We start from the raw sequence: 20,897 nt of genomic DNA on the forward strand, positions 1-20,897 counted from the left end.
ATTTCAATATTTTGTAAATTTCTTTTGAAATAAACATTGAAAGTATATATTAGCGAGCTAAACTATCCCGCTTATGTTTAAAAAGCTGTACTGCCTCGCTCTTGTGATAAGTATTTCTTTGCCTTTATTTTCTCAAAAAAATGTAGAGCCAACAGAAACTGAAAAAACAAACGCCTCAAAACTTAAAGCTTTATATCCTGATGATCACGTTGCCTTGCAAAATTACAGCGACGTCATCACTTTCGATTTGGATAAAAGAGAACAGAAAGTCACGGTTGAACAATTTACCGAACAAGATTACATCAATATGGATTCAAGGGCAGATATCCAGATGTATTCATTTTATGATGGCGAATCGACGATAGGTGTTTTTGACATCAACTATAAAAATGGAAAGCCTACTTCATTTTATCTCAAAGATGAAGCGTATAAAAGCTCTGACCTTTTTCATAATGATGCTCGGGTGAAGTATACGCACGTAGATTTTCCTCTGAAAGGCTATCGCTATCTAACGGAACTGCGAAAGCATTATAAGGACATTAAATATTTTACCAAGTTATATTTCAATAGCGAATATCCAACGGTAAAAAGAACAATATCCATCGAAATACCAGAATGGTTGGATGTTGAGCTCAAAGAGATGAATTTTGAGGGATATTCCATCAAAAAAAATGTCACTACTGATAGTAAAAGCAAAGCCAAGACATTCACTTTTACAATGGAAAATGTACCTGCCATGTTCGACGAAAGCAACGCGCCAGGCCCAACTTACATCTATCCACATATTTTGATTTTGGCTAAATCATACACATACAATGATGCAGTACAGCCTATTTTCAATTCAACTCAAGATTTGTACAATTGGTATAAATCTTTGGTAGACGAATTGGAAAATGACAATTCTGCCTTCAAGGACAAGGTTACAGAATTGACGTCTAGCGCCAAATCGGATGAAGAAAAAATCAAAAACATTTATTACTGGGTTCAAGACAATATTCGATACATCGCTTTTGAAGATGGTATTGCAGGCTTTAAACCTGATGAAGCCTCAAATGTTTACAACAAAAAATATGGCGACTGTAAAGGGATGGCCAATTTAACCAAACAAATGCTAGTCGAAGCTGGTTTTGATGCACGCTTGACTTGGATTGGGACCAAACACATTGCATATGACTACTCCACACCAAACCTTTCGGTTGATAATCATATGATTTGCACGCTGTTTAAAGATGGACAAGCTATCTTTTTGGATGGTACAGAAAAATTCAATGCCTATGGAGAGTATGCCGATCGTATCCAAGGAAAACAAGTGATGATTGAAGATGGTGACAAGTTTATCTTGAAAAATGTACCAACACACGATGCGCAATTCAACAAAGAAAATATCAATTACACTCTAAAATTGAGTGAAGAATCAATTTCAGGAAAGGTTGACAAGACTTATAGAGGTGAAAGCCGTTCGAGTTTATTGTATTATTTCAACACTTTGAAAAATGACAAGAAAGACGAATTTTTGGAGTATTACCTAAATAAAGGCAATAGTAACATAAAAGTTTCTGGCATCAACACTACCGATTTGTTGGATAGAGATGCCAACATCGATATCTCTTATGACATCAACATCAAAAACGCTGTGTCTTCTTTTGATGATTTGATTTATGTAGATTTGGATATTGACAAGGAACTTTCTGGTTACGAACTTGAAAAGCGAAAAACAGATTATATGTTCAGTTCCAAAAAGGATTTAGAGTCAAATCTACGGTTAGAAATTCCTATTGGTTATAAAGTATCTCATTTGCCTGAAAACATTTCAGTAAAAAGTAAAAATTATGATATGTCTGTGGCCTTTTCAAAAGAAGGGAATGCCATTGTGTACAAGAAACGATTCAAGATCAAAAATGCACAGATTGAAACCGCTGATTTTGAAGAATGGAATGGTTTTATCAAAAAACTGAATACACTTTACAACGAACAAATTATCCTCACTAAAGAATAACCAATGAAGATCAAATTACTATTAGTTTTAGCTCTTGCCTATTCAAGCGTAATGATGGCACAGAGCAAGGAAGAACTTGCTGCAAAAGAGTTTTTTTGGGGTGCAAATGATTCCTATAAAGATAAAAATGACATTCCTGACAAGTGGAAAAACGAATCGGCTGTTGTTATTTACAAAAATGAAAATTATGATTTTCATAAGTTTGGAAAGAATGTGACTTACACTTCTTCTGTAAGAAAGCGTATCAAACTACTCGACAAAGCTTCTGTCGAAGAGTTTTCAGAGTTTACATATACCAAACGCTTTCGTTCCAATAAAGGGCGTTATAGCTGGAGAGAGAAAGGAAATAACTTCGTAGGCATCAAAATTGTGAAACCCGATGGCACAGAAACGGAGTTGGACGTAGAAAATGAAGCTGTTGAAGTAGATGGCGAAACGAAGGTGGCCATTTCAAATCTTGAAGTTGGCGATATCATTGATTATTACTTTTACCGATTAGAGCCTTTTAAAAGCACTTATGCTTTTGGTTTTGACCCCGTAGAAGTTAGTTTAGGAGAGGAATATCCGATAATGGATTTTAAATTGTTTTTTGAAACAGAAAATGATTTTTTCATCAACTTTAATTCCTACAATGGGGCTCCAGAATTAAAACAAGTGGAAACCGAAAAAAGAAGTATCAGACGCTATGAGTTGATTGCTTCAGATATTCCAAAGAACGAATATCCTCGATGGTTTTATCCTTTGGTAGAATTGCCTTCTTATAAATTTCAGGTGTATTTTGCACGTTCTGGTACATTTGAGGACAGAGCGATGGCATTTTTACCAGAAAAAGAAGATATTATCAAAAAATCTGTTTCAAAGGAAGAAGTTCTGAATCTTTACGATACTAGGTTTAAACCAGATGGTGATATTGGTGACATCAAAGATTTCTTTAAGGGGAAAGATTACACTTCCAAAGAGAAAAAAGTAGCAGATGCGTATTACTATATGCGCCATTATTATTTAACTCGTTTCATCGAGGCATTTTACGCACAAGAAGCCAAAATCAGTTATAATCCATTTATGTATTATGGTATAAATCCTGTGTTTATTCAAAATCAAAAACAATTCATTCGCCATTTTACAGAATTTTTAAAACGTGAAAAGATCGATTATGAAATTGTCATTGCAAAAAAGCGTTTCGATGGTGGTATTGAAGATTTATTGATTGAGAAAAATATCAATGTCCTTGTAAAAGTATTGACGCCTAATCCAATGTATGCGGCATTTTTTGGTGTTCACACCAGCATCGATGAGTATTCAGCTCAAATTGAAGGAACGGATGCATACTTATTGTCAGCCACCAAAAGTAAAATTGACGTTATTAAAGACGGAAAACTACCTGCCTCCAATCATAACGATAATGAAACCAAAAAGAATATTGAAGTGTCGCTTAATGAAGATTTCAGTAAAATGAACTTCAAAGTCGTGAATAGTTTTAAAGGTTTTGAAAAGGAAGCACAGTTGAGTGAACGTTTGCTTTATAGCGATTATGTTAATGAAGATTATGAAAAATACGAAACAGAATCGCTGTTGGATTTGATCAAAAACAAGAAAGAAAAAGCAAGGTTCAAAAAAGAAATGGATGCGCTAAATGAAAAACTGCACGAGAAACAATTGGAACGTTTCAAGAATAATGCTCAAAGCGAATATAATGTGAAAGAGGCAGAAGATTACAGCTACAGCATCGATGCTACAGGCCGTTATGGATTGGAAACTTATTTCACATTTACTGAAAGCTTTAATGCTCAAAATGATAATTTAGTGAAGAAAGCAGGTCCTAATTACATAGTTGAAATTGGAAAACTAATTGGAGGACAAATAGATTTAACGGAAAAAGAGCGCAAAAGAACAGAGAACATCTATATGGATTATCCGAGAAGCTACAATTATGAGATACGCTTCAGCATCCCAAAAGGATATTCCGTGTCAGGTCTTGATAAATTGAACAAATCGGTAGACAATTCAACTGGTTCATTTAAGAGCACAGCAACTGTTGAAGGTGATGAGTTGGTTATCAACACCTCAAAAAAATACAAACACAACTATGAGCCAAATAAAAATTGGCCGCTGATGATTGCATTTCTAGACGAAGCCAATCAGTTTACCAACGAAAAGATTTTATTGAAGAAAGAATAGTCTATCTTAAACGAGTACAAAAAAAGCCATCTGTTCTTACTGAAAAGATGGCTTTTTTTATGCTTTCAAACGATTAATATATCCTTTGAACTCTGTAATAACTTTTGGCGCTAAAATCAACGTGGCAGTCATCGTGGGAATCGCCATTAATGCAAAAGTGCCATCAATGAGATTAAGCATCATCGGTAAAGGTGTAATGACTGCCATCACAATGCTTGCAATGTATAAATAATTGTAGTAATGCTTATTTTTTGCTCCAAATAGAAATGACATACATTTTGAGCCATAGTAAGAATACGTAAATAAAGAGGAAATACTAAATGTGGCAATACAGATAAGCAACAGATATTTTCCATAGCCTGGCATTGCGTCATTGAATGCTGTGGCTGTTAAACTAACACCATTGACATCCGTTGTTTTCCAAACACCTGTCACCAAAATTGCCAAAGCTGTCAGAGTGCAAACAATCAACGTATCAATGGCAGGACCCAACATTGCAACCAATCCTTCGCGAATCGGTTCATCAGTTTTTGAAGCTCCGTGCGCCATCGGAGCTGTACCAATACCTGCTTCATTGCTAAAGGCTCCTCTTCTTATGCCAAGCAAAATCAAACCGCCTAAGGTTCCCCCTAAAAAGGCATCCCCTTTGAAAAAATTTGCCGAGAAAGCATCCGTAAACATTAATTTCAAATAATATGGAACCTCTTCGATATAAATCCCGAGAATTATCAAGACCAAAATAAAATAAAGGATGACCATTGCAGGCACCAGTTTTTCAGCCGTTTTGCTGATACGATTTAGACCTCCCAAGATAACAATGGACGTGAGAACTATCAATACAATACCAATGGCGAGATTTGTCCAATCATTGACTTCGACACCATTAGGTTCAAGTAAAATGAAATTAATGGCTTGTTTCAATTGATTCACATTAAAAACAGGTAAAGCGCCAATCAAACCAGCAATGCTAAAGAAAATTGCCAACGGTTTCCAATGTTTCCCTAAACCTTCCATAATGAAATACATCGGACCACCTTGAATTTTGCCATCGCTATCTTTTCCTCTATAAAGTACTGCCAAAGTACAGGTGAAAAACTTCGTTGACATTCCAATAATTCCACTCACCCACATCCAAAACATAGCTCCGGGTCCACCAATATGAATTGCGACGGCTACGCCAGCAATATTACCCATCCCGATGGTGGACGACAATGCCGTCATCAGTGCCTGAAAATGACTGATTTCTCCTGGATCGTTAGGATCATTGTACTTTCCTCTTAAAACTTGAATGGCGTGAGCAATGAATCGGAAAGGTAAAAAACGGCTCAATAAAAGTAAATACAAGCCACCTCCAATCAATAAAATCAATAAGGGCAAACCCCAAGCATAATCGGAATAGAGTTTTAGTATGTCATCAAGAGTTTTCAAGAAATTGGTGTTCCAAAGGATTAAAGATATTGTTTTCCATTTATAAACTTTAAGATTGAAACTCAAAAAATAAGTAATGATTGCAAAAGTTATTAATTTTGAATTTTAACATTATATTTACAATTACAACTACTGTCATTGAAACCTAAATCTACAAGATTATACTTTCTGGACGCCGTTAGGGCCTTTGCCATCTTGATGATGTTACAAGGTCATTTTGTAGATACATTGCTTAATCCGCTTTACAGGGACAATTCTTATACTGCATATACAGTTTGGGCTTATTTTAGAGGAATTACTGCTCCCACATTCTTTACCATTTCCGGTTTGGTTGTACTATATCTGATGCTTAAAGCCAATGAAAAAGGTGATGATAGCATACGGGTCAAAAAAGGATTGACGAGAGGTTTGATGTTAATTGGCATTGGTTATTTGTTGCGTATTCCATTCTTTTCGTGGTTTAAAGGTCAATTTGACACTTATTTTTTGGTGATTGATGTGCTTCAATGTATAGGGCTCTCATTATTAATGTTGATAGGGCTATATTTTTTGGCACAAAAAAACAGTAAAGTTTTATCCATTTTACTGCTTGTGACGAGTTTTATTATTTTTCTATGTGAGCCGTTGTATCGAGATTTATCCTTACCGAATGTACCATTAGTTTTTTCCAACTATTTGTCCAAAGCAAATGGTTCTGTATTCACCATTATTCCTTGGTTTGGATATGTGGCTTTTGGTGGATTTCTGGCTACAATGTTTTTTCGATATTCACAAAAAAAGAACTTCCGAAAAATTATGATTGGATTGTTTTTTGGTTTGGGGATTCTGCTTCTCACCTATTCAACTGAAGCTTTACATATAATATATCATATAACTCATATTGAACTATTTGAACGTTCAGCAAACTATAACTATTTATTTTTAAGACTTGGAAATGTATTCTTGTATTTTGGTTTTTTCTATTTGCTGGAAAATTATCTAAAACAATCCATCATTACCAAAATTGGTGAAAAAACACTCAATATATATGTAGTGCATTTTATTATCATCTACGGAAGTTTTACAGGTATTGGCTTGAAGCATTTTTGGTACAAGTCTTTGGAGCCCTGGGAAGCCGTTTTCGGCGCCATTGCATTTATGATCGTTGTCTGCTTGATTGTGTTTTATATGGGAAAAACAAATGCTTTCATATATACGCATTTAAGACGTCTTTTACATTTGGTTATTAAACCCAAGAAATCCGGAACAGATTACGACAATCTTTCAGAAGACGATTTTACCTAATAAGAAGCCAGAAAATGCTCGACATTGCTTTTAATACGTTCTTCTATATTTGAGACATCTGCTTTAACAAACTTCTCTCCCATTATATTCTCATAGAGCTCTATGTAACGCTCGCTAACAGTTTCAATATAATCATCTGACATTTCTGGCACTGTTTGACCTTCCAGACCTTGAAAATTATTGGCTATCAACCATTGACGCACAAATTCTTTTGACAGTTGCTTTTGCGCCTCTCCTTTGTTTTGTCTTTCCTGATATCCTTTTTCATAGAAATATCGTGACGAATCTGGTGTGTGGATTTCATCAATCAAGACAATCTTTCCATCTTTTGTTTTGCCAAATTCATATTTTGTATCGACTAATATAAGTCCTCTGCTAGCTGCAATTTCAGTTCCTCTTTGAAATAACTTATGAGTATAATCTTCCAAAATTTCATAATCCTCTTTGGAAACAATGCCTCTCTTCAGAATATCTTCTTTAGAAATATCCTCATCGTGATCGCCTTTTTCAGCTTTGGTTGCAGGAGTAATTATTGGTGAAGGAAACTTGTCATTTTCCTTCATTCCTTCTGGCATACTGACACCGCACAATGTTCGTTTACCAGCTTTATACTCTCGCGCTGCGTGCCCTGACAAATAACCTCTTATGACCATTTCCACCTTAAAAGGTTCGCACAAATGACCGACCGCCACATTAGGATCTGGAGTGGCTATCAACCAGTTCGGTACCAAATCTTCTGTTTGTGACATAAATTTTGTAGCAATCTGATTAAGAATTTGACCTTTGTACGGAATACCTTTAGGCATCACTACATCAAAAGCACTCAAACGATCCGTAGCAACCATCACCAATAAGTCATCATTGATGTTATAGACTTCCCTCACTTTTCCTTTGTAAAGATGTTTTTGACCTGGAAAATTGAAATTGGTGTCTATGATGGTTTTCATTGTTAAAAAGAATTGAAGTTGTTTTAAGAATACAAAAATAAGGTTAGTTGGCAATAGTTTAAAATAAAAAAGAGCAGTAATTACCGCTCTTTTCGTGTTTTTTAGTTTTTAGAATCTGATGTTATAAGTAACCCCAACACCTAATACTTGGATTGTTATGTCGTTATCTGCAAACGTGTTTTGGTAATACGCATAGAAATTCCAATCATCGTTGTGGTAACCCAGTTGAGGATTCAGATAAAGACCTCCATCAAGATTGTCCACGCCAGTTAAGAAGCCATAACCAAAATCTGCTCCTACAAACAAACCTTTTGGCTGAAAATAGTATCTCGCAAAGGCTGCAGCAGGCACGACACCAAAATCATCCACTCCATCTTTACCAAAGAAATTGCTGTATCCTGTAGTAAGACCAATACCAAAGTTAGGCGTTACAAGGTGCTGCCCTTTCAATTCTAATCCGAAAGAGAATGATGATGCATCATCCACATCTCCCATGGGAACTCCAGCATTCAAGCCGAGTTTCAACCAAGAATTTTCCGAAGTTACGTTATCATTTACTTTAACTTCCTGTGCAAATGTTACACCTGCAACCAGCAAAGCAATCATTAAAACTAGTTTTTTCATTTTTTTTATGTTTAAAATTATTAAGCTGTCAGCTGACAAAATGTATACCAATTGAAACACATTTTTTAAGAATTTGCGAGCTCAATTTTCAACTAGTTGATTTTAAAAATGATAGTTTATAATGTCATACTAGTTCTCAATGTCAGTAAGAATATGACATTATCGACTATTGGCAAAATTATTCTCTATTCTCAATACCTTTATACGCTTCAATGATCTTTCTGACCAATTTATGACGAATGACATCTTTTTCGTCTAACATAATGATGCCTACTCCTTCTACATTCTTCAGAATCAACAAAGCTTCTTTAAGACCCGAAATGGTGCGACGAGGCAAATCTACCTGTCCAGGATCGCCTGTCAGTAAAAACTTGGCATTTCTACCCATACGTGTCAAGAACATTTTCATCTGATTGTGAGTGGTATTCTGACCTTCATCCAAGATCACAAAGGCGTTGTCCAAAGTTCGCCCACGCATAAATGCCAATGGTGCAATCTGAATTGTTCCATTTTCAATAAATGTTGCCAATTTTTCAGCAGGAATCATATCGCGCAGCGCATCATATAGTGGTTGCATATACGGATCTAGTTTTTCCTTTAAATCTCCTGGTAAGAAACCTAAATTTTCTCCGGCTTCAACAGCAGGACGCGTTAAAATGATACGCTTAACTTCTTTGTTTTTCAAGGCCTGTACTGCCAAGGCGACACCTGTATAAGTTTTCCCTGTTCCTGCAGGACCTATGGCAAACACCATATCATTTTTGCGCATACTTTCCACCAATCGTCGTTGATTGAGCGTTTGAGCCTTGATGAGCTTACCACCTACACCGTGCACAATGACTTCTCCACTTTGATCGGACGTTGTATAATCTTCAGTGCTGTCACTTGTAAGGACACGTTCAATCATATTTTCATCAAGTTTGTTGTATTTGCCGTAGTGCGCTGTGAGCATTTCCATACGACGGTCAAATTCTTCGAGAAGATCTTCATCGCCATAAGCTTTAATCTTGTTACCTCTGGCGACAATTTTTAGTTTGGGAAAGTACTTTTTTAGGAGTTCGATATTTGCATTTTGCTCACCGAAAAATTCTTTTGGAGCTATTTCTTCCAGTTCAATTATAAGTTCATTCAAAAGCTGTCCGATTTATTAAATTATCTGTTTTGTTTTATTAGTTTTGTGGTGCTGATTCAGCGACCAACTTTTAACCTGTTTATACAAATCTAACGGAAAAAATCAAACGTCGTTGTCTTCTTTTATTTAAAAATCAAATATTTTTCAACAATAGGAGTTTATAAAATTAACGACCAACAATTCTAAAAAAACCGCATTCATCAATCTATGGCAATCATTACATTAACGACTGATTTTGGTGAAAAAGACCACTATGCTGGCGCCATAAAAGGTGCCATTTATAGTGAATCAGAAGATTTTAAAATTGTTGATATCTCGCACTCCGTTCAGCCATTCAATATTCTTGAAGCGGCTTACATCATACAAAATGCTTACAATAGTTTTCCGAAAGGAACCATTCATATTATTGGTATTGATTCTGAACTCAATCCGGAAAACAAACACATTGCCGTAAAACTTGATGACCATTACTTTATTTGTGCCAATAACGGCATTATGAGTATGATATGTGCCGAAATCGCTGCCGAAAAGATTGTGGAAATCAATATACACGACAAAGTAGCAACGAATTTTCCCGTCTTAGATATTTTTGCGAAAGTGGCCTGTCATATCGCTCGTGGTGGTACTCTCGAAGTGGTTGGCAAAGTGATAGACCACATTAAACCCATAAGGAATATGCATCCTTTTGTGAATGATGAGAAAAATCAAATCATAGGAAATGTGATTTATATTGATAATTATGGTAATGTCATCACCAATATCAGTCGGAAGTTTTTTGAATCGATTCAGAAAGGACGCTCTTATGAAATTTTCGCAAGAAGCTATAAATTTAAGGAGATTTTTAAAAAATATAGTGATATTGTTAATTTTGACACGCCTATTGAAAACCGGAATGACGAAGGCAAGGCATTGGTATTGTTCAATTCCTCTGACTATCTTGAGATTGCCATTTACAAAAGTGATAATTCAACGGTAGGAAGTGCTTCTACGTTGATGGGCTTGCAATTAAGAGATACTGTAACGGTAAATTTCAGCAAATAGGAAGTGCGCAGTAAGCATTTTTTAGACGGAAAAGTAAAAAAAATATGTTAGTAAGAATTGTAAAAATGAGTTTTGAACCTTCTAAAATAGAGAAGTTTCTTGCTAATTTTGACGCCAAGAAAAACCATATCAGAAATTTTGAAGGTTGCGAGTTTTTGGAACTGTATAGAGACCAACAACAAACCAATATCTTTTTTACCTATAGCTATTGGGACGACGCAACTGATTTGGAAAATTATAGGCAATCTGATTTGTTCAAAGATGTTTGGGCAGAGACCAAAATCTTGTTCAATGACAAACCAGAAGCTTGGAGTGTGGATAAGGTGGTCAGTTTAAAGTAAACTGTGGTCAGTGGTCAGTGGTCAGTGGTCAGTGGTCAGTGGTCAGTGGTCAGTGGTCAGTGGTCAGTTAAAAATAAAAAGCATTCGTGTATTTGTGGCAAAATGCACAATCGAAAATCGTAAATAAAGATAAATGCTCGCCATTTTAAAAAAAGAAATCAATACATTTTTCGCCTCACCAATTGGCTATTTGGTGATTGCCGTATTCTTATTGCTGAATGGCTTGTTTCTTTGGATGTTCAAAGGCGAATTCAATATCTTGGACAATGGTTTTGCTGATTTGTCGGCCTTCTTTTTATTATCGCCTTGGATTTTGATTTTCTTGATTCCTGCTGTAACGATGCGCAGTTTTTCCGACGAAAAAAAGCAAGGCACATTGGAACTGTTGCTTACCAAGCCTATTTCAACCTTAAAAATTGTTCTGGGTAAATACTTTGGCGCGTTTATTCTTATCATCATTGCATTGCTTCCTACATTGCTTTATGTTCTTACCATTTCAAAACTGGGAGCTACTGAAGGTAGTTTTGATATAGGAAGCGTGTTGGGCTCCTATTTTGGACTCTTATTTCTGGTGGCAGCCTACACAGCAATTGGAGTTTTCTCATCAACATTGTCCGACAATCAGATTGTGGCATTTATTATTGCTGTGTTCATTTGCTTTTTCTTCTACTTTGGTTTTGAAGGGCTTTCCAATTATAAAATCTTTGGAGATGCTCTATATCTTGAAAAACTAGGTATGGAGTATCATTTCAAAAGTATGAGTAGAGGTGTTTTGGACACGCGCGATTTATTGTATTTCATCAGTATCAGTATATTTTTTATTCTTTTAACCAAACTAAATATCCAAAAGAAGTAAAATGATTCCATCAGTAACGCTTATCGTTTTTTTATTGATTGTTTTTATACTTGTGTTTCTTTTTGTCAACACCATTGACAAACGAAAGTGGCTGACCTTCATCATCAGCGTCATTGCGACTCCTTTTGTTTATTTCTACGGATTTTATCCCATGGTGAACATTTTCAGCAGCTATCACCACGAAAAGTATTTTGATTCCAGCAGCTGGAAAGACAATCCATCTTTGCGTTATGAAATGAGCGATGATTTGGTGGAATCCAAGGAATTGATTGGTCGCTCAAAGGGAGATGTCAAGTTTTTGTTGGGCAATTACGAATGGTTAAGCTGGAATGATTCCATCCACGGAAAAGATGCCAATTATTGGAATTATGGTTTAGGCATTGAGCCAGGAGCTATGAACGACCAGAAGGATAATATGCTTATCGTGTTCAAAAATAATAAAGTTGTGGACGTTGAACTTTACCAAGCGCCAATTTTAGAATTAGAGCCAACTGGTTCTGAACAAAACGAGGATGCTGAAGAATAAATCAAATATAAAGCATATTATTATCCTTCTTATCATTCTCATTGTTGTGAATGTTATCGGAAGTAAGGTTTACAAGCGTTTTGACCTCACACAAGATAAACGGTATACCTTATCAGAATCAGCGCTCAATACGGTTAAAGATGTTGATTCACCATTGATTATTGATGTATTTCTTGAGGGTGAATTTCCTTCGGAATACAGACGTTTGCAGACAGAAACACGTCAATTGCTTGAAGAGTTCTCAATCTATAATCCAGAAGTAATATTCAGTTTTATCGACCCATTGGAAGATGAAAAAACAAGAGATTCCAACATTCAACAATTGATTGAACGTGGTTTGGAACCTTTGCAATTATCCGTCAAGGAAAGTGGCAAATCATCGCAAGCTCTTGTGTTTCCCTGGGCTTTGGCAAGTTACCACGACCAAACCGTTAAAATTCCTTTGATTAAAAATTTGATTGGCGCCACAGCTGATGAAACAGTGACCAATTCCATACAAAATCTGGAATATGCTTTTGCCGAAGGATTCAAGAAATTGGTGACACCAAAAGATAAAAAGATTGCCATTCTTAAAGGAAATGGCGAACTCGGTGATGGTTATATCTATAATTTTGTTACCAGCATTCGCGAGCATTATTATCTGGCACCTTTTACGTTGGATAGCGTTGCGAACAATCCTCAAGCCACTTTAAAGGCGATCAATGATTTTGACCTCATCATTGTAGCAAAACCAACAGTTCCTTTTTCTGAAGAAGAAAAAATGGTATTGGATCAATATACGATGAATGGTGGCAAAAGTTTATGGCTGACAGAATCTGTAATTATAGACAAAGACAGCCTGTATAACGATGCAGGACGTGCCGTGGCTGTGATGAGAGATTTGAATTTGAATGATGTATTCTTCAAATATGGCGTCAGAATCAATCCTGTGATGGTGAATGACCTCTACTCTGCTCCTATTTGGTTGGCAATGGGTGAAGGCAGTCAGGCACAATTTCAACCTTTGCAATGGCAATATTCTCCGTTGGCTTCTGCAAATCCAAACCATCCGGTTACGAACAACATCAATTTAGTAAAATTTGATTTTGCAAGTCAGATAGACACTTTGAAGAATTCTGTCAATAAAACCATTTTACTTCGAAGCTCCGATTTGACCAAACTTGAAGGTGTTCCAAAAGAAATTAGTTTGGATATGGTAACACAAGAACCGAATCCTGAAACATACAACAAAGGTCCGCAACCACTTGCTGTGCTATTGGAAGGTGAATTTACGTCCGCTTATAACAATCGAATTAAGCCTTTTGAACTTAAAGATGTAAAAAACACAAGTGTTCCTACCAAAATGATCGTAATCGCTGATGGTGACGTTATCAAAAATGATTTGGTAAAAGGCGTGCCGCAGGAATTGGGCTTCGACCGTTGGTCTGGTAGGAAGTTTGGCAATAAGGAATTCTTGGAAAATGCCGTCAATTATCTTTTGAACGATGATGGACTTATAAACATTCGAAACAAGGAAGTGGTCATTCCATTTTTGGACAACCAAAAAGTTGAGGGTGAAAAAACCAAATGGCAAATCATCAACATTGGATTGCCATTGGTGTTTTTGGCACTATTCGGACTCGTATTTAACTATTTCCGCAAGAAGCGATATACCTAACAGTTGTTAATAAGTTTTGTTTTAGAAAACAAGCTGTTTGGGATATATTTGTAATACTAATTAATCAGAGCAAATTAAACGCATATAGATGAAATTTATAGTATCAAGTACGTATTTATTAAAGCAATTACAAGTTCTTGGTGGTGTCATCAACAATTCTAACACACTACCTATTTTAGATAATTTTTTGTTTGAATTAAAAGATTCAAAATTAACTGTGTCTGCAAGCGATTTGGAAACTACTATGTCTTCAGTTGTAGATGTAGAGAGCGATACAGAAGGAAGCATTGCTTTGCCAGCACGTTTGTTGCTCGATACCCTAAAAACATTTCCGGAGCAACCCTTGACGTTTGTGGTTGAAGACAACCATACTGTTGAAATCAGCTCCAATCACGGAAAATATGCGTTGGCTTATGCAGATGCCAATGAGTTTCCTAAAGCTGTATCATTGGAAGACCCTAGCACAACTACTATTGCTGGTGATATTTTGGCAACTGCTATCAGTAAAACTATTTTTGCTGCAGGCAATGATGATTTACGTCCTGTGATGAGTGGTGTCTATTTTCAATTTTCTACAGAAGGATTGATTTTTGTTGCAACTGATGCTCACAAATTAGTGAAATATGCACGAGAAGATGTGAAAGCCAATCAAACAGCGCAATTCATTATGCCTAAAAAGCCTTTGAATCTTTTAAAAGGGATCTTGGCTGGAAGCGATGAGCCTGTAACTATTGAATACAATGACAACAATGCCAAATTCACTTTTGAGAATTCTGTGTTGGTTTGCCGATTGATTGATGGGAAGTATCCTAATTATGAAGCTGTTATTCCGAAAGAGAATCCGAATAAATTGGTTATCGACAGAACACAGTTTTTAAACTCTGTACGTCGTGTGAGCATTTTCTCCAATAAAACAACGCATCAAATACGTTTGAAAATTGCTGGAGCAGAATTGAATATTTCTGCTGAAGATATTGACTACTCAAACAAAGCTGAAGAGCGTTTGACCTGCGATTATCAAGGTGATGATATGCAGATAGGTTTCAACTCGCGTTTCTTGACAGAAATGCTTACCAATCTTAATGCTGACGACGTGCAGCTTGAAATGAGCTTGCCCAACAGAGCTGGTATTTTGACACCAACCGACGGATTGGACGAAGGTGAGAAAGTCACGATGTTGGTAATGCCTGTGATGCTCAACAACTAAAAAATTTAAAAATCAATTGAATATAAAAACGCCCGCAAATACTTGCGGGCGTTTTTCCTTTATCCTATTTAAAACTAAAACCACTAACTAATAAAACTAAAAGATAAAGGATATGTTGGTGTTTCGCCATTGCTCGCTTTAACGGCATTGATGATAGGCCATACAACGGCTACAATGCCTAATATGATGAATCCTAATATGCCGAGTCCAAAAAGTAAAATCAATGGAAAGCAAATGATGAAATATACGATAAGACTCAACTGAAAATTGATAATGTTCTTACCGTGTGTATCCATTTGGTACACTCGCTCCTTTTGGGTAGCCCAAATAATAAGCGGTACCAATAAACTTCCAAAGCCTGTAACCAAAGTTATTAATTGGCTTAAGTGCGTAATAACGATTAATTGTCTGTCTTCTCTCATGATCTTGATGGTTTAATTGATTGATGTACTTATAGGACGTTGATTTTCCTAAAATGTTACAACCTACCAGCAAGTTAGTATTACAATTTATTTCGTTGTATTCCTAAAGACAAGATTAGTCTTAATCGTTTTAACTTTTGATTTGTTTGCAGACTTACTCTTAATGCGCTCCAAGAGAAGATCGACAGAAGCCTTTCCAATATCCATAGCGTGCTGTGAAATGGTGGAGAGTTTTGGCTCTGTGAATGGCAATACATTTTCATCTGAAAAACCGATGATGGACAAATCCTTTGGTACATCGATACCTTTCTTCAATGCTTTGTGAAGTGCGACTACCCCTGTAGTGTTATCAATGGAGAGAATGCCATCTACCTTTGGGTGTTTCTTGAACATCTCTTCTATGGGATGTTCAATATCATCGTCTTTGCCAATGTTAATGACAATGGGCTTGCTTTTATATTTTGGAGCTTCCTCCAAGGCTTTTAAGTAGCCATTGACACGAAGTTTTCCGACGCTTAATTCTTCAATATTGCTCAATAGGACTATTTGTTTTCTGCCTTCGTCCAACAGATGTTCTGTGGCTTCATAGGCTGCACCAAAATCATCAATGATGACCTTATCGCAATCTACATTATCGGCTACCCTATCGAACATAACCACTGGAATGCCTTGCTGCACCACACTTTCTATATGCTGTGACTGATTTTTGATTTGTGTTTCTTCAGCAATTGATAAAATGAAACCATCTACACTACCGTTGCCCAAGACTTCTAAACTCTGAAGCTCCTTTGCATAGGATTCGTGGCTAATGCAGATGATGATGTCATAGCCTTTTTTTGTGGCCTCCTCCTCTATGCCATACAACACCTTTGCAAAGAAGTGGTTGAGGATGTTTGGGATGATGACACCCAAGGTCTTGGTCTTGTTACTCTTAAGGCTCAACGCCACCTTATTTGGCTGATAGTTGAGCTGCTTCGCCAATACCTTAACACGCTCTATGGTTTCTTTGCTAATCTCTTCGCTTTCGTGGAGTGCCTTTGACACTGTAGATACAGAGACGTTGAGTTGTTCGGCTAGTTGTTTGAGTGTGACCATAGTGATTAGCGTAGCTTAAAGCGCCATATAAAAATACATTGTTTATTTATAATACAAAATGGTTGTGTGAAATTTTTATAAGGTTTTTAGTGAAACGTATGGCTGTTAGAACGTGGAACATTATAGTTTGCAGCAGAATTAGACTGGTTAGCGTATAGTTAGATTATTGAGGAATGGATTTCTAATCTGCTAGATCTGATTTCCACTTTGATGGAACGCCTTTCCACTGGATTGGAAGAGGCTTCCACTGGATGGAAATGGAGTTAAATTAGAGGGAGGCACGGATTGCAAATCCGCCCCATCGGGTTTTTGATTAAATCACCATATATTATTAAGTATCAAACCATTAAAAAATTCGCAGGTGCTCCAGAGTAAACCGTAGAAGCCCCAGAGTAAATCGTAGCACCCCCAGAGTAACCCGTAGAAGCCCTATCACAACAAGTAGGACCCCCAGAGCAATCCGTACACAGTCCATTGTAACTCCCAGACCATAGATTGTAACCCGTAGAAGCCCCATCGTCATGCCCAGTCGCGTCAGAGTAAAAGGTTCGATTCACAGAGTAACCATCATCTCTCCCAGAGCAACACTATGATAGGCCATAGCAAGCATAAGTTCATAAATCGTAAAAGGCAGCAGACGTAGAGTGAATTTAAGAAAAACTCATTTCGTCTTTGTCGGCATTCCCAATGCAAAGTCTAACGAGTCTAACAAATCTAACATTCTAACACGTCTAACAATTCCGATAATTCTCAATCATCTCAACATTAAGAAAAAAACAAAAAGGGATAAAGAAGAATGCTGATGATGAGGCTTTTGGGGGGATTTTTTTTGGAGTTGGTTACGGAGCCTCTGCGTAATATTACGGAGGCTCTGCGTAAGGTTACGGACGCTCTGCGTAACGTTACGGAGCTTGTGCGTACGGTTACGACGCGAGTGCGTAAGGCTACGAAGGTTCTGCGTACGATTACGATGCGAGTGCGTAAGATGACGGAGGGATTGCGTAGAGTTATGGGGCTTGTGCGTAAGGATAAGGAGGTAGTGCGTAAGAATGGGGAGGGTTTGGGTGGAATTTACTGTTGTGGGCACATGATACAATCGTGCGCCAGCAGGGGGCAATGACGGTTAACTAGATCCTCCACTTTCGTGGCGATAAAAAAACCCCAACTCTTTTCCAAGAGCTGGGTTTTTTAATTTAACTTACTTTAGAATCAAACTACAGATGCCTTAAAGGTTATCAACATAAAATCCGTTAGGAATAAGCTGCGTTCCGAACTGACGGATAAAATCGCCAGTGGTACTATAGATAAAAGCTGCACCATTAGAGACATAGTCTTTGGCATCGGCTAGGTAAATGGTGCCATCGTGTACCTTAAACCCGTATAGCGTGACAAGTCCGTCAGCACCTGGCTGAATGAACGCTGTGGTTGGCAAGGTCGTGTCGGTAATGCCCATGGCATACACATTGCCATTCAATGTATAATAGAGTGTACCATTATCGATTTCCAGATTGCCAGGATGTTCACCAGCTGCGAAGTCGGTAGTAGTGGTCACCGCGTTTGTATTAAGGTTAATGGTTTGCAGTTTGCCAAGCGTTTCATCGCCTGTCCAATCTGGTTTTCCAGAACTAATGACATAGAGTGTGCCATTGTGCGCTACCATGCCATCAGGTACATCACCCACGGGAATCGTGGTGGTAAGGCTGGATGTCGCTGTATTGATGACGCTTACGGTATTGCCGTGACCGTAACCACCCTTGTGCGCCACGTAAAGTGTACCGTTATGTATCAGTAGTTTTTCTGGACCTTCCGCAACGGCGATGGTGCTCTCTACTGTATGGTTGGCAAGGTTCAACACCGCAATATAATCATCAGCCGTGTCGAACGGGTCGCCCCAGTTGGATATAAACGCCTTGTCTCCGTTAAAGACCATATATCTTGGGTTCAAGATTTGATTAGTGATTGTCGTGATATGTTCGAACGAATAACGGTCTACCACCTCAATACTGCTGGAGTTGCTCACAACAATGTAAGCTTCCTCATCGTGAAATGCCATACTCTGTGCCACATCGCCAAGGCCTGAACCATTGACCGCAAAGAATATGTTATGATAAGATTCTTCATCACTATCTACAAAAGATACCGAGGCATTATTGCCGTTAAAACTGCCTTCATTGAGAATAAATAGCCCTTGGTCATAGGTTCCTAAAGGTTCTTGAGGTGCATCATCCCTATCGTCACTGGTACAGGACTGGAATAGTGTTGCAATGGCTATTGCCACAAGGGTTGCGTAATGGGTGTGTTTCATCATTGTTTAAAATTTAAGTTGCATATAGATATTAAAATTTCTTCCGGGCATCGGTCTGTTGAGAACGCTTTCATACGATTCGTCCCAAAGATTCAGCACCTGTGCGCCGAGTTTATAGGTATTGTCTTTTCCAAGATTGTATTCAGCCCCAAGATTGGCCACCATATAACTATCGAGAATGTGCTCTGTGGCGTGGTCTGTGGTGGTAAACACTTCGTCTGTATTCAGATATTGATAATAAGCCGTGAGTTTTTTAAACTGATAACCCACAGATGCGGTCCATTTATAAAACGGCACGTAGATGAGTTGGCGGCCCGTGTCCTTGTTTTCAGAAACCGTATAGACAAAGGTTGCCGCACCTGTAACCGTATGTTTTCCGAAAGATTTCTGAACATTAAGGATGGACTCCACACCATAAATCTCGACGTTGTTTGTATTCTGCGGACGTGAGATACCTGAAGCGTCAGGTACCCATTGTAGCAAATTGGTCACACTGTTATAATAGCCAGTAACCGTCAAGCGATTCTGTTGCCATTGGAAAACATTTGTGAGCTCCGCTTGGTAGGAGTCTTCCGGTTGTAAGTTTGGATTGCCGAGTCCTTGCCAATACAAATCATTATAGGTAGGAATGCGAAAATTCTTTGAAGCGTTCAGTTTGAGTTGGTACCACGAATTCAATGTAGCACTCATCCCAATGGAATACAACAACGGATTTCCGAATCGGTCATTTGTTTCTTGTCGTAGACCGATTTCATACAAGAATTTTTCCGAAAGGATATGTTTGAAATTGACAATGCCAGCCGTGAGATTCCGTGTTTCCGAAGCGATGTCAGAGCCTTTACCATCATTATGTGTATAGTTGGCACCAACCGACAACAACATTTTGTTGGTCAAAGCGTAATCCAAAGCATACTTAAGAAAAAAGCTTTCGACCTTCCCAAAGGAATAGCGTTCGCTGGCAATATTTCCGTAGAAACGATACTCCTCTGTAGTGCTTGCCACCTTTAGATTTGTATTGAATTTTTTATAGCGACCATCCCATTCCAAAAGTGCACGTGTGTTAAAATCGGTGTATTTGGTTTTGAGGGCATTTGGTGTTGGCACCGAGAAGTTGCGACGACCATCGTAGACATTTGCCAAGACTTTAAGCGTGTCCTTCTTATTCAGTTTCGTAGCCGCACCAAAACTGACGTTTGTATTGTGAAATTGGCCGTTGACGTTATGACGGTCGGTGTCAGGGTACGGATAATCATTATCTGACGCATTTCTGGCAATGCCGATGAAACTACTGAACGTTTTTGTCGCAAACTGCGTTTGGTAATCGAGTCCGTAGGTATTGTATTCGCCATAATTTGCGAACAAGGCATTCTGCCAACCCGTTCCAAAGGAGAAATCGTTCACCAAGTTAATAGTGCCACCGATGGCACCGCTGCCGTCTGCAATGCTCGAACCGCCAGTTTGTACCTCAATGCGGTTGTAACCTCGTGTGTTGATGGTGTTAAAATCTGTTTGTCCGGTGGTTTGCGAATTGATATTGATACCGTTCCAAAGTACAGCGGTTTGTGCAGCCGTTGTACCTCTGAAGGATGGCGACGACACCATACCGAGGCCATTTTCCTTAAAATACACAGGACTGTTGAAGTTGAGGAAATTGGTGAGCGAAGCTTGATTTTGTTTCAAGACGCTGTCTTTGAGCACCACCACATTTTTAGTATAGGTGGAATCTTTAAGCTGGTATGCCACGATGTGCACTTCGCCCAAGACCGTCAAAGAATCCGTCTGTGCGTAGCTGGTAACAATGATGCCAAAGCATCCCAAAATGAAAGCACTAATCTGTCTCATAACTCCAGAGCCTTTT

Annotated in this window: 17 protein-coding genes; 9 read left to right on the forward strand and 8 right to left on the reverse strand. The window is 37.9% G+C overall.

Features of this window, described 5'->3' with window-relative positions:
• Positions 1 to 73 precede the first annotated feature (73 nt).
• Positions 74 to 1,996, forward strand: coding sequence for a transglutaminase-like domain-containing protein (locus tag M0G43_RS08635; protein ID WP_248025082.1), 1,923 nt, complete (start codon positions 74 to 76; stop codon positions 1,994 to 1,996).
• A gap of 3 nt (positions 1,997 to 1,999) precedes the next feature.
• On the forward strand, positions 2,000 to 4,174 hold the full coding sequence (locus M0G43_RS08640; protein WP_248025083.1) for a DUF3857 domain-containing protein: 2,175 nt from the start codon (positions 2,000 to 2,002) through the stop codon (positions 4,172 to 4,174).
• A gap of 57 nt (positions 4,175 to 4,231) precedes the next feature.
• Here the strand turns inward: M0G43_RS08640 and M0G43_RS08645 are convergent, their stop codons facing one another.
• Complete coding sequence (locus M0G43_RS08645; protein WP_248025084.1) at positions 4,232 to 5,602, reverse strand: alanine/glycine:cation symporter family protein; 1,371 nt, start codon at positions 5,600 to 5,602, stop codon at positions 4,232 to 4,234.
• 138 nt (positions 5,603 to 5,740) lie between these two features.
• On the opposite strand from M0G43_RS08645, the gene M0G43_RS08650 reads away from it, so the two are divergent.
• On the forward strand, positions 5,741 to 6,886 hold the full coding sequence (locus M0G43_RS08650) for a heparan-alpha-glucosaminide N-acetyltransferase domain-containing protein (protein ID WP_248025085.1): 1,146 nt from the start codon (positions 5,741 to 5,743) through the stop codon (positions 6,884 to 6,886).
• Here M0G43_RS08650 and M0G43_RS08655 read toward each other — a convergent pair.
• The 3 genes from M0G43_RS08655 to M0G43_RS08665 form a co-directional block, all read right to left on the reverse strand.
• Positions 6,883 to 7,833 carry a phosphoribosylaminoimidazolesuccinocarboxamide synthase gene (locus tag M0G43_RS08655; RefSeq protein WP_248025086.1) on the reverse strand — a complete coding sequence of 317 codons (951 nt, stop codon included), beginning with the start codon at positions 7,831 to 7,833 and terminating at the stop codon, positions 6,883 to 6,885. The genes M0G43_RS08650 and M0G43_RS08655 overlap by 4 nt on opposite strands.
• Before the next feature lie 108 nt (positions 7,834 to 7,941).
• Positions 7,942 to 8,457, reverse strand: a complete 516-nt coding sequence (locus M0G43_RS08660) for a hypothetical protein (RefSeq protein WP_248025087.1) — start codon at positions 8,455 to 8,457, stop codon at positions 7,942 to 7,944.
• A 178-nt stretch (positions 8,458 to 8,635) separates the two neighbouring features.
• Complete coding sequence (locus M0G43_RS08665) at positions 8,636 to 9,589, reverse strand: PhoH family protein (RefSeq protein ID WP_248025089.1); 954 nt, start codon at positions 9,587 to 9,589, stop codon at positions 8,636 to 8,638.
• Between the two features lie 207 nt (positions 9,590 to 9,796).
• Between M0G43_RS08665 and M0G43_RS08670 the strand changes: the two genes are divergently transcribed.
• From M0G43_RS08670 to dnaN, 6 genes are all read left to right on the forward strand, one after another.
• On the forward strand, positions 9,797 to 10,630 hold the full coding sequence (locus M0G43_RS08670) for an S-adenosyl-l-methionine hydroxide adenosyltransferase family protein (protein WP_248025090.1): 834 nt from the start codon (positions 9,797 to 9,799) through the stop codon (positions 10,628 to 10,630).
• 44 nt (positions 10,631 to 10,674) lie between these two features.
• Positions 10,675 to 10,971: a putative quinol monooxygenase gene (locus tag M0G43_RS08675; protein WP_248025091.1), complete on the forward strand. Its 297-nt coding sequence runs from the start codon at positions 10,675 to 10,677 to the stop codon at positions 10,969 to 10,971.
• Between the two features lie 133 nt (positions 10,972 to 11,104).
• Positions 11,105 to 11,827: a gliding motility-associated ABC transporter permease subunit GldF gene (gene gldF / locus M0G43_RS08680; RefSeq protein ID WP_248025093.1), complete on the forward strand. Its 723-nt coding sequence runs from the start codon at positions 11,105 to 11,107 to the stop codon at positions 11,825 to 11,827.
• Position 11,828: 1 nt separating this feature from the next.
• Positions 11,829 to 12,353, forward strand: a complete 525-nt coding sequence (locus tag M0G43_RS08685; protein WP_248025095.1) for a hypothetical protein — start codon at positions 11,829 to 11,831, stop codon at positions 12,351 to 12,353.
• Complete coding sequence (gene gldG, locus M0G43_RS08690; protein ID WP_248025097.1) at positions 12,340 to 14,010, forward strand: gliding motility-associated ABC transporter substrate-binding protein GldG; 1,671 nt, start codon at positions 12,340 to 12,342, stop codon at positions 14,008 to 14,010. Before M0G43_RS08685 ends, gldG begins: the two co-directional genes overlap by 14 nt.
• Positions 14,011 to 14,098: 88 nt before the next feature.
• Positions 14,099 to 15,217, forward strand: coding sequence for a DNA polymerase III subunit beta (gene dnaN, locus M0G43_RS08695; RefSeq protein ID WP_248025099.1), 1,119 nt, complete (start codon positions 14,099 to 14,101; stop codon positions 15,215 to 15,217).
• An 83-nt stretch (positions 15,218 to 15,300) separates the two neighbouring features.
• On the opposite strand, the gene M0G43_RS08700 is transcribed toward dnaN, so the two are convergent.
• From M0G43_RS08700 to M0G43_RS08715, 4 genes are all read right to left on the reverse strand, one after another.
• Positions 15,301 to 15,639, reverse strand: coding sequence for a DUF4870 domain-containing protein (locus M0G43_RS08700; protein WP_248025101.1), 339 nt, complete (start codon positions 15,637 to 15,639; stop codon positions 15,301 to 15,303).
• 87 nt (positions 15,640 to 15,726) lie between these two features.
• Positions 15,727 to 16,734, reverse strand: a complete 1,008-nt coding sequence (locus M0G43_RS08705; protein ID WP_248025102.1) for a LacI family DNA-binding transcriptional regulator — start codon at positions 16,732 to 16,734, stop codon at positions 15,727 to 15,729.
• 1,225 nt (positions 16,735 to 17,959) lie between these two features.
• Positions 17,960 to 19,042, reverse strand: a complete 1,083-nt coding sequence (locus M0G43_RS08710; protein ID WP_248025103.1) for a YncE family protein — start codon at positions 19,040 to 19,042, stop codon at positions 17,960 to 17,962.
• Positions 19,043 to 19,045: 3 nt separating this feature from the next.
• Positions 19,046 to 20,881 carry a TonB-dependent receptor plug domain-containing protein gene (locus M0G43_RS08715; RefSeq protein ID WP_248025104.1) on the reverse strand — a complete coding sequence of 612 codons (1,836 nt, stop codon included), beginning with the start codon at positions 20,879 to 20,881 and terminating at the stop codon, positions 19,046 to 19,048.
• Positions 20,882 to 20,897: the final 16 nt, after the last annotated feature.

This window comes from Subsaxibacter sp. CAU 1640 (assembly GCF_023156585.1).
GTDB lineage: Bacteria > Bacteroidota > Bacteroidia > Flavobacteriales > Flavobacteriaceae > JBPOFM01.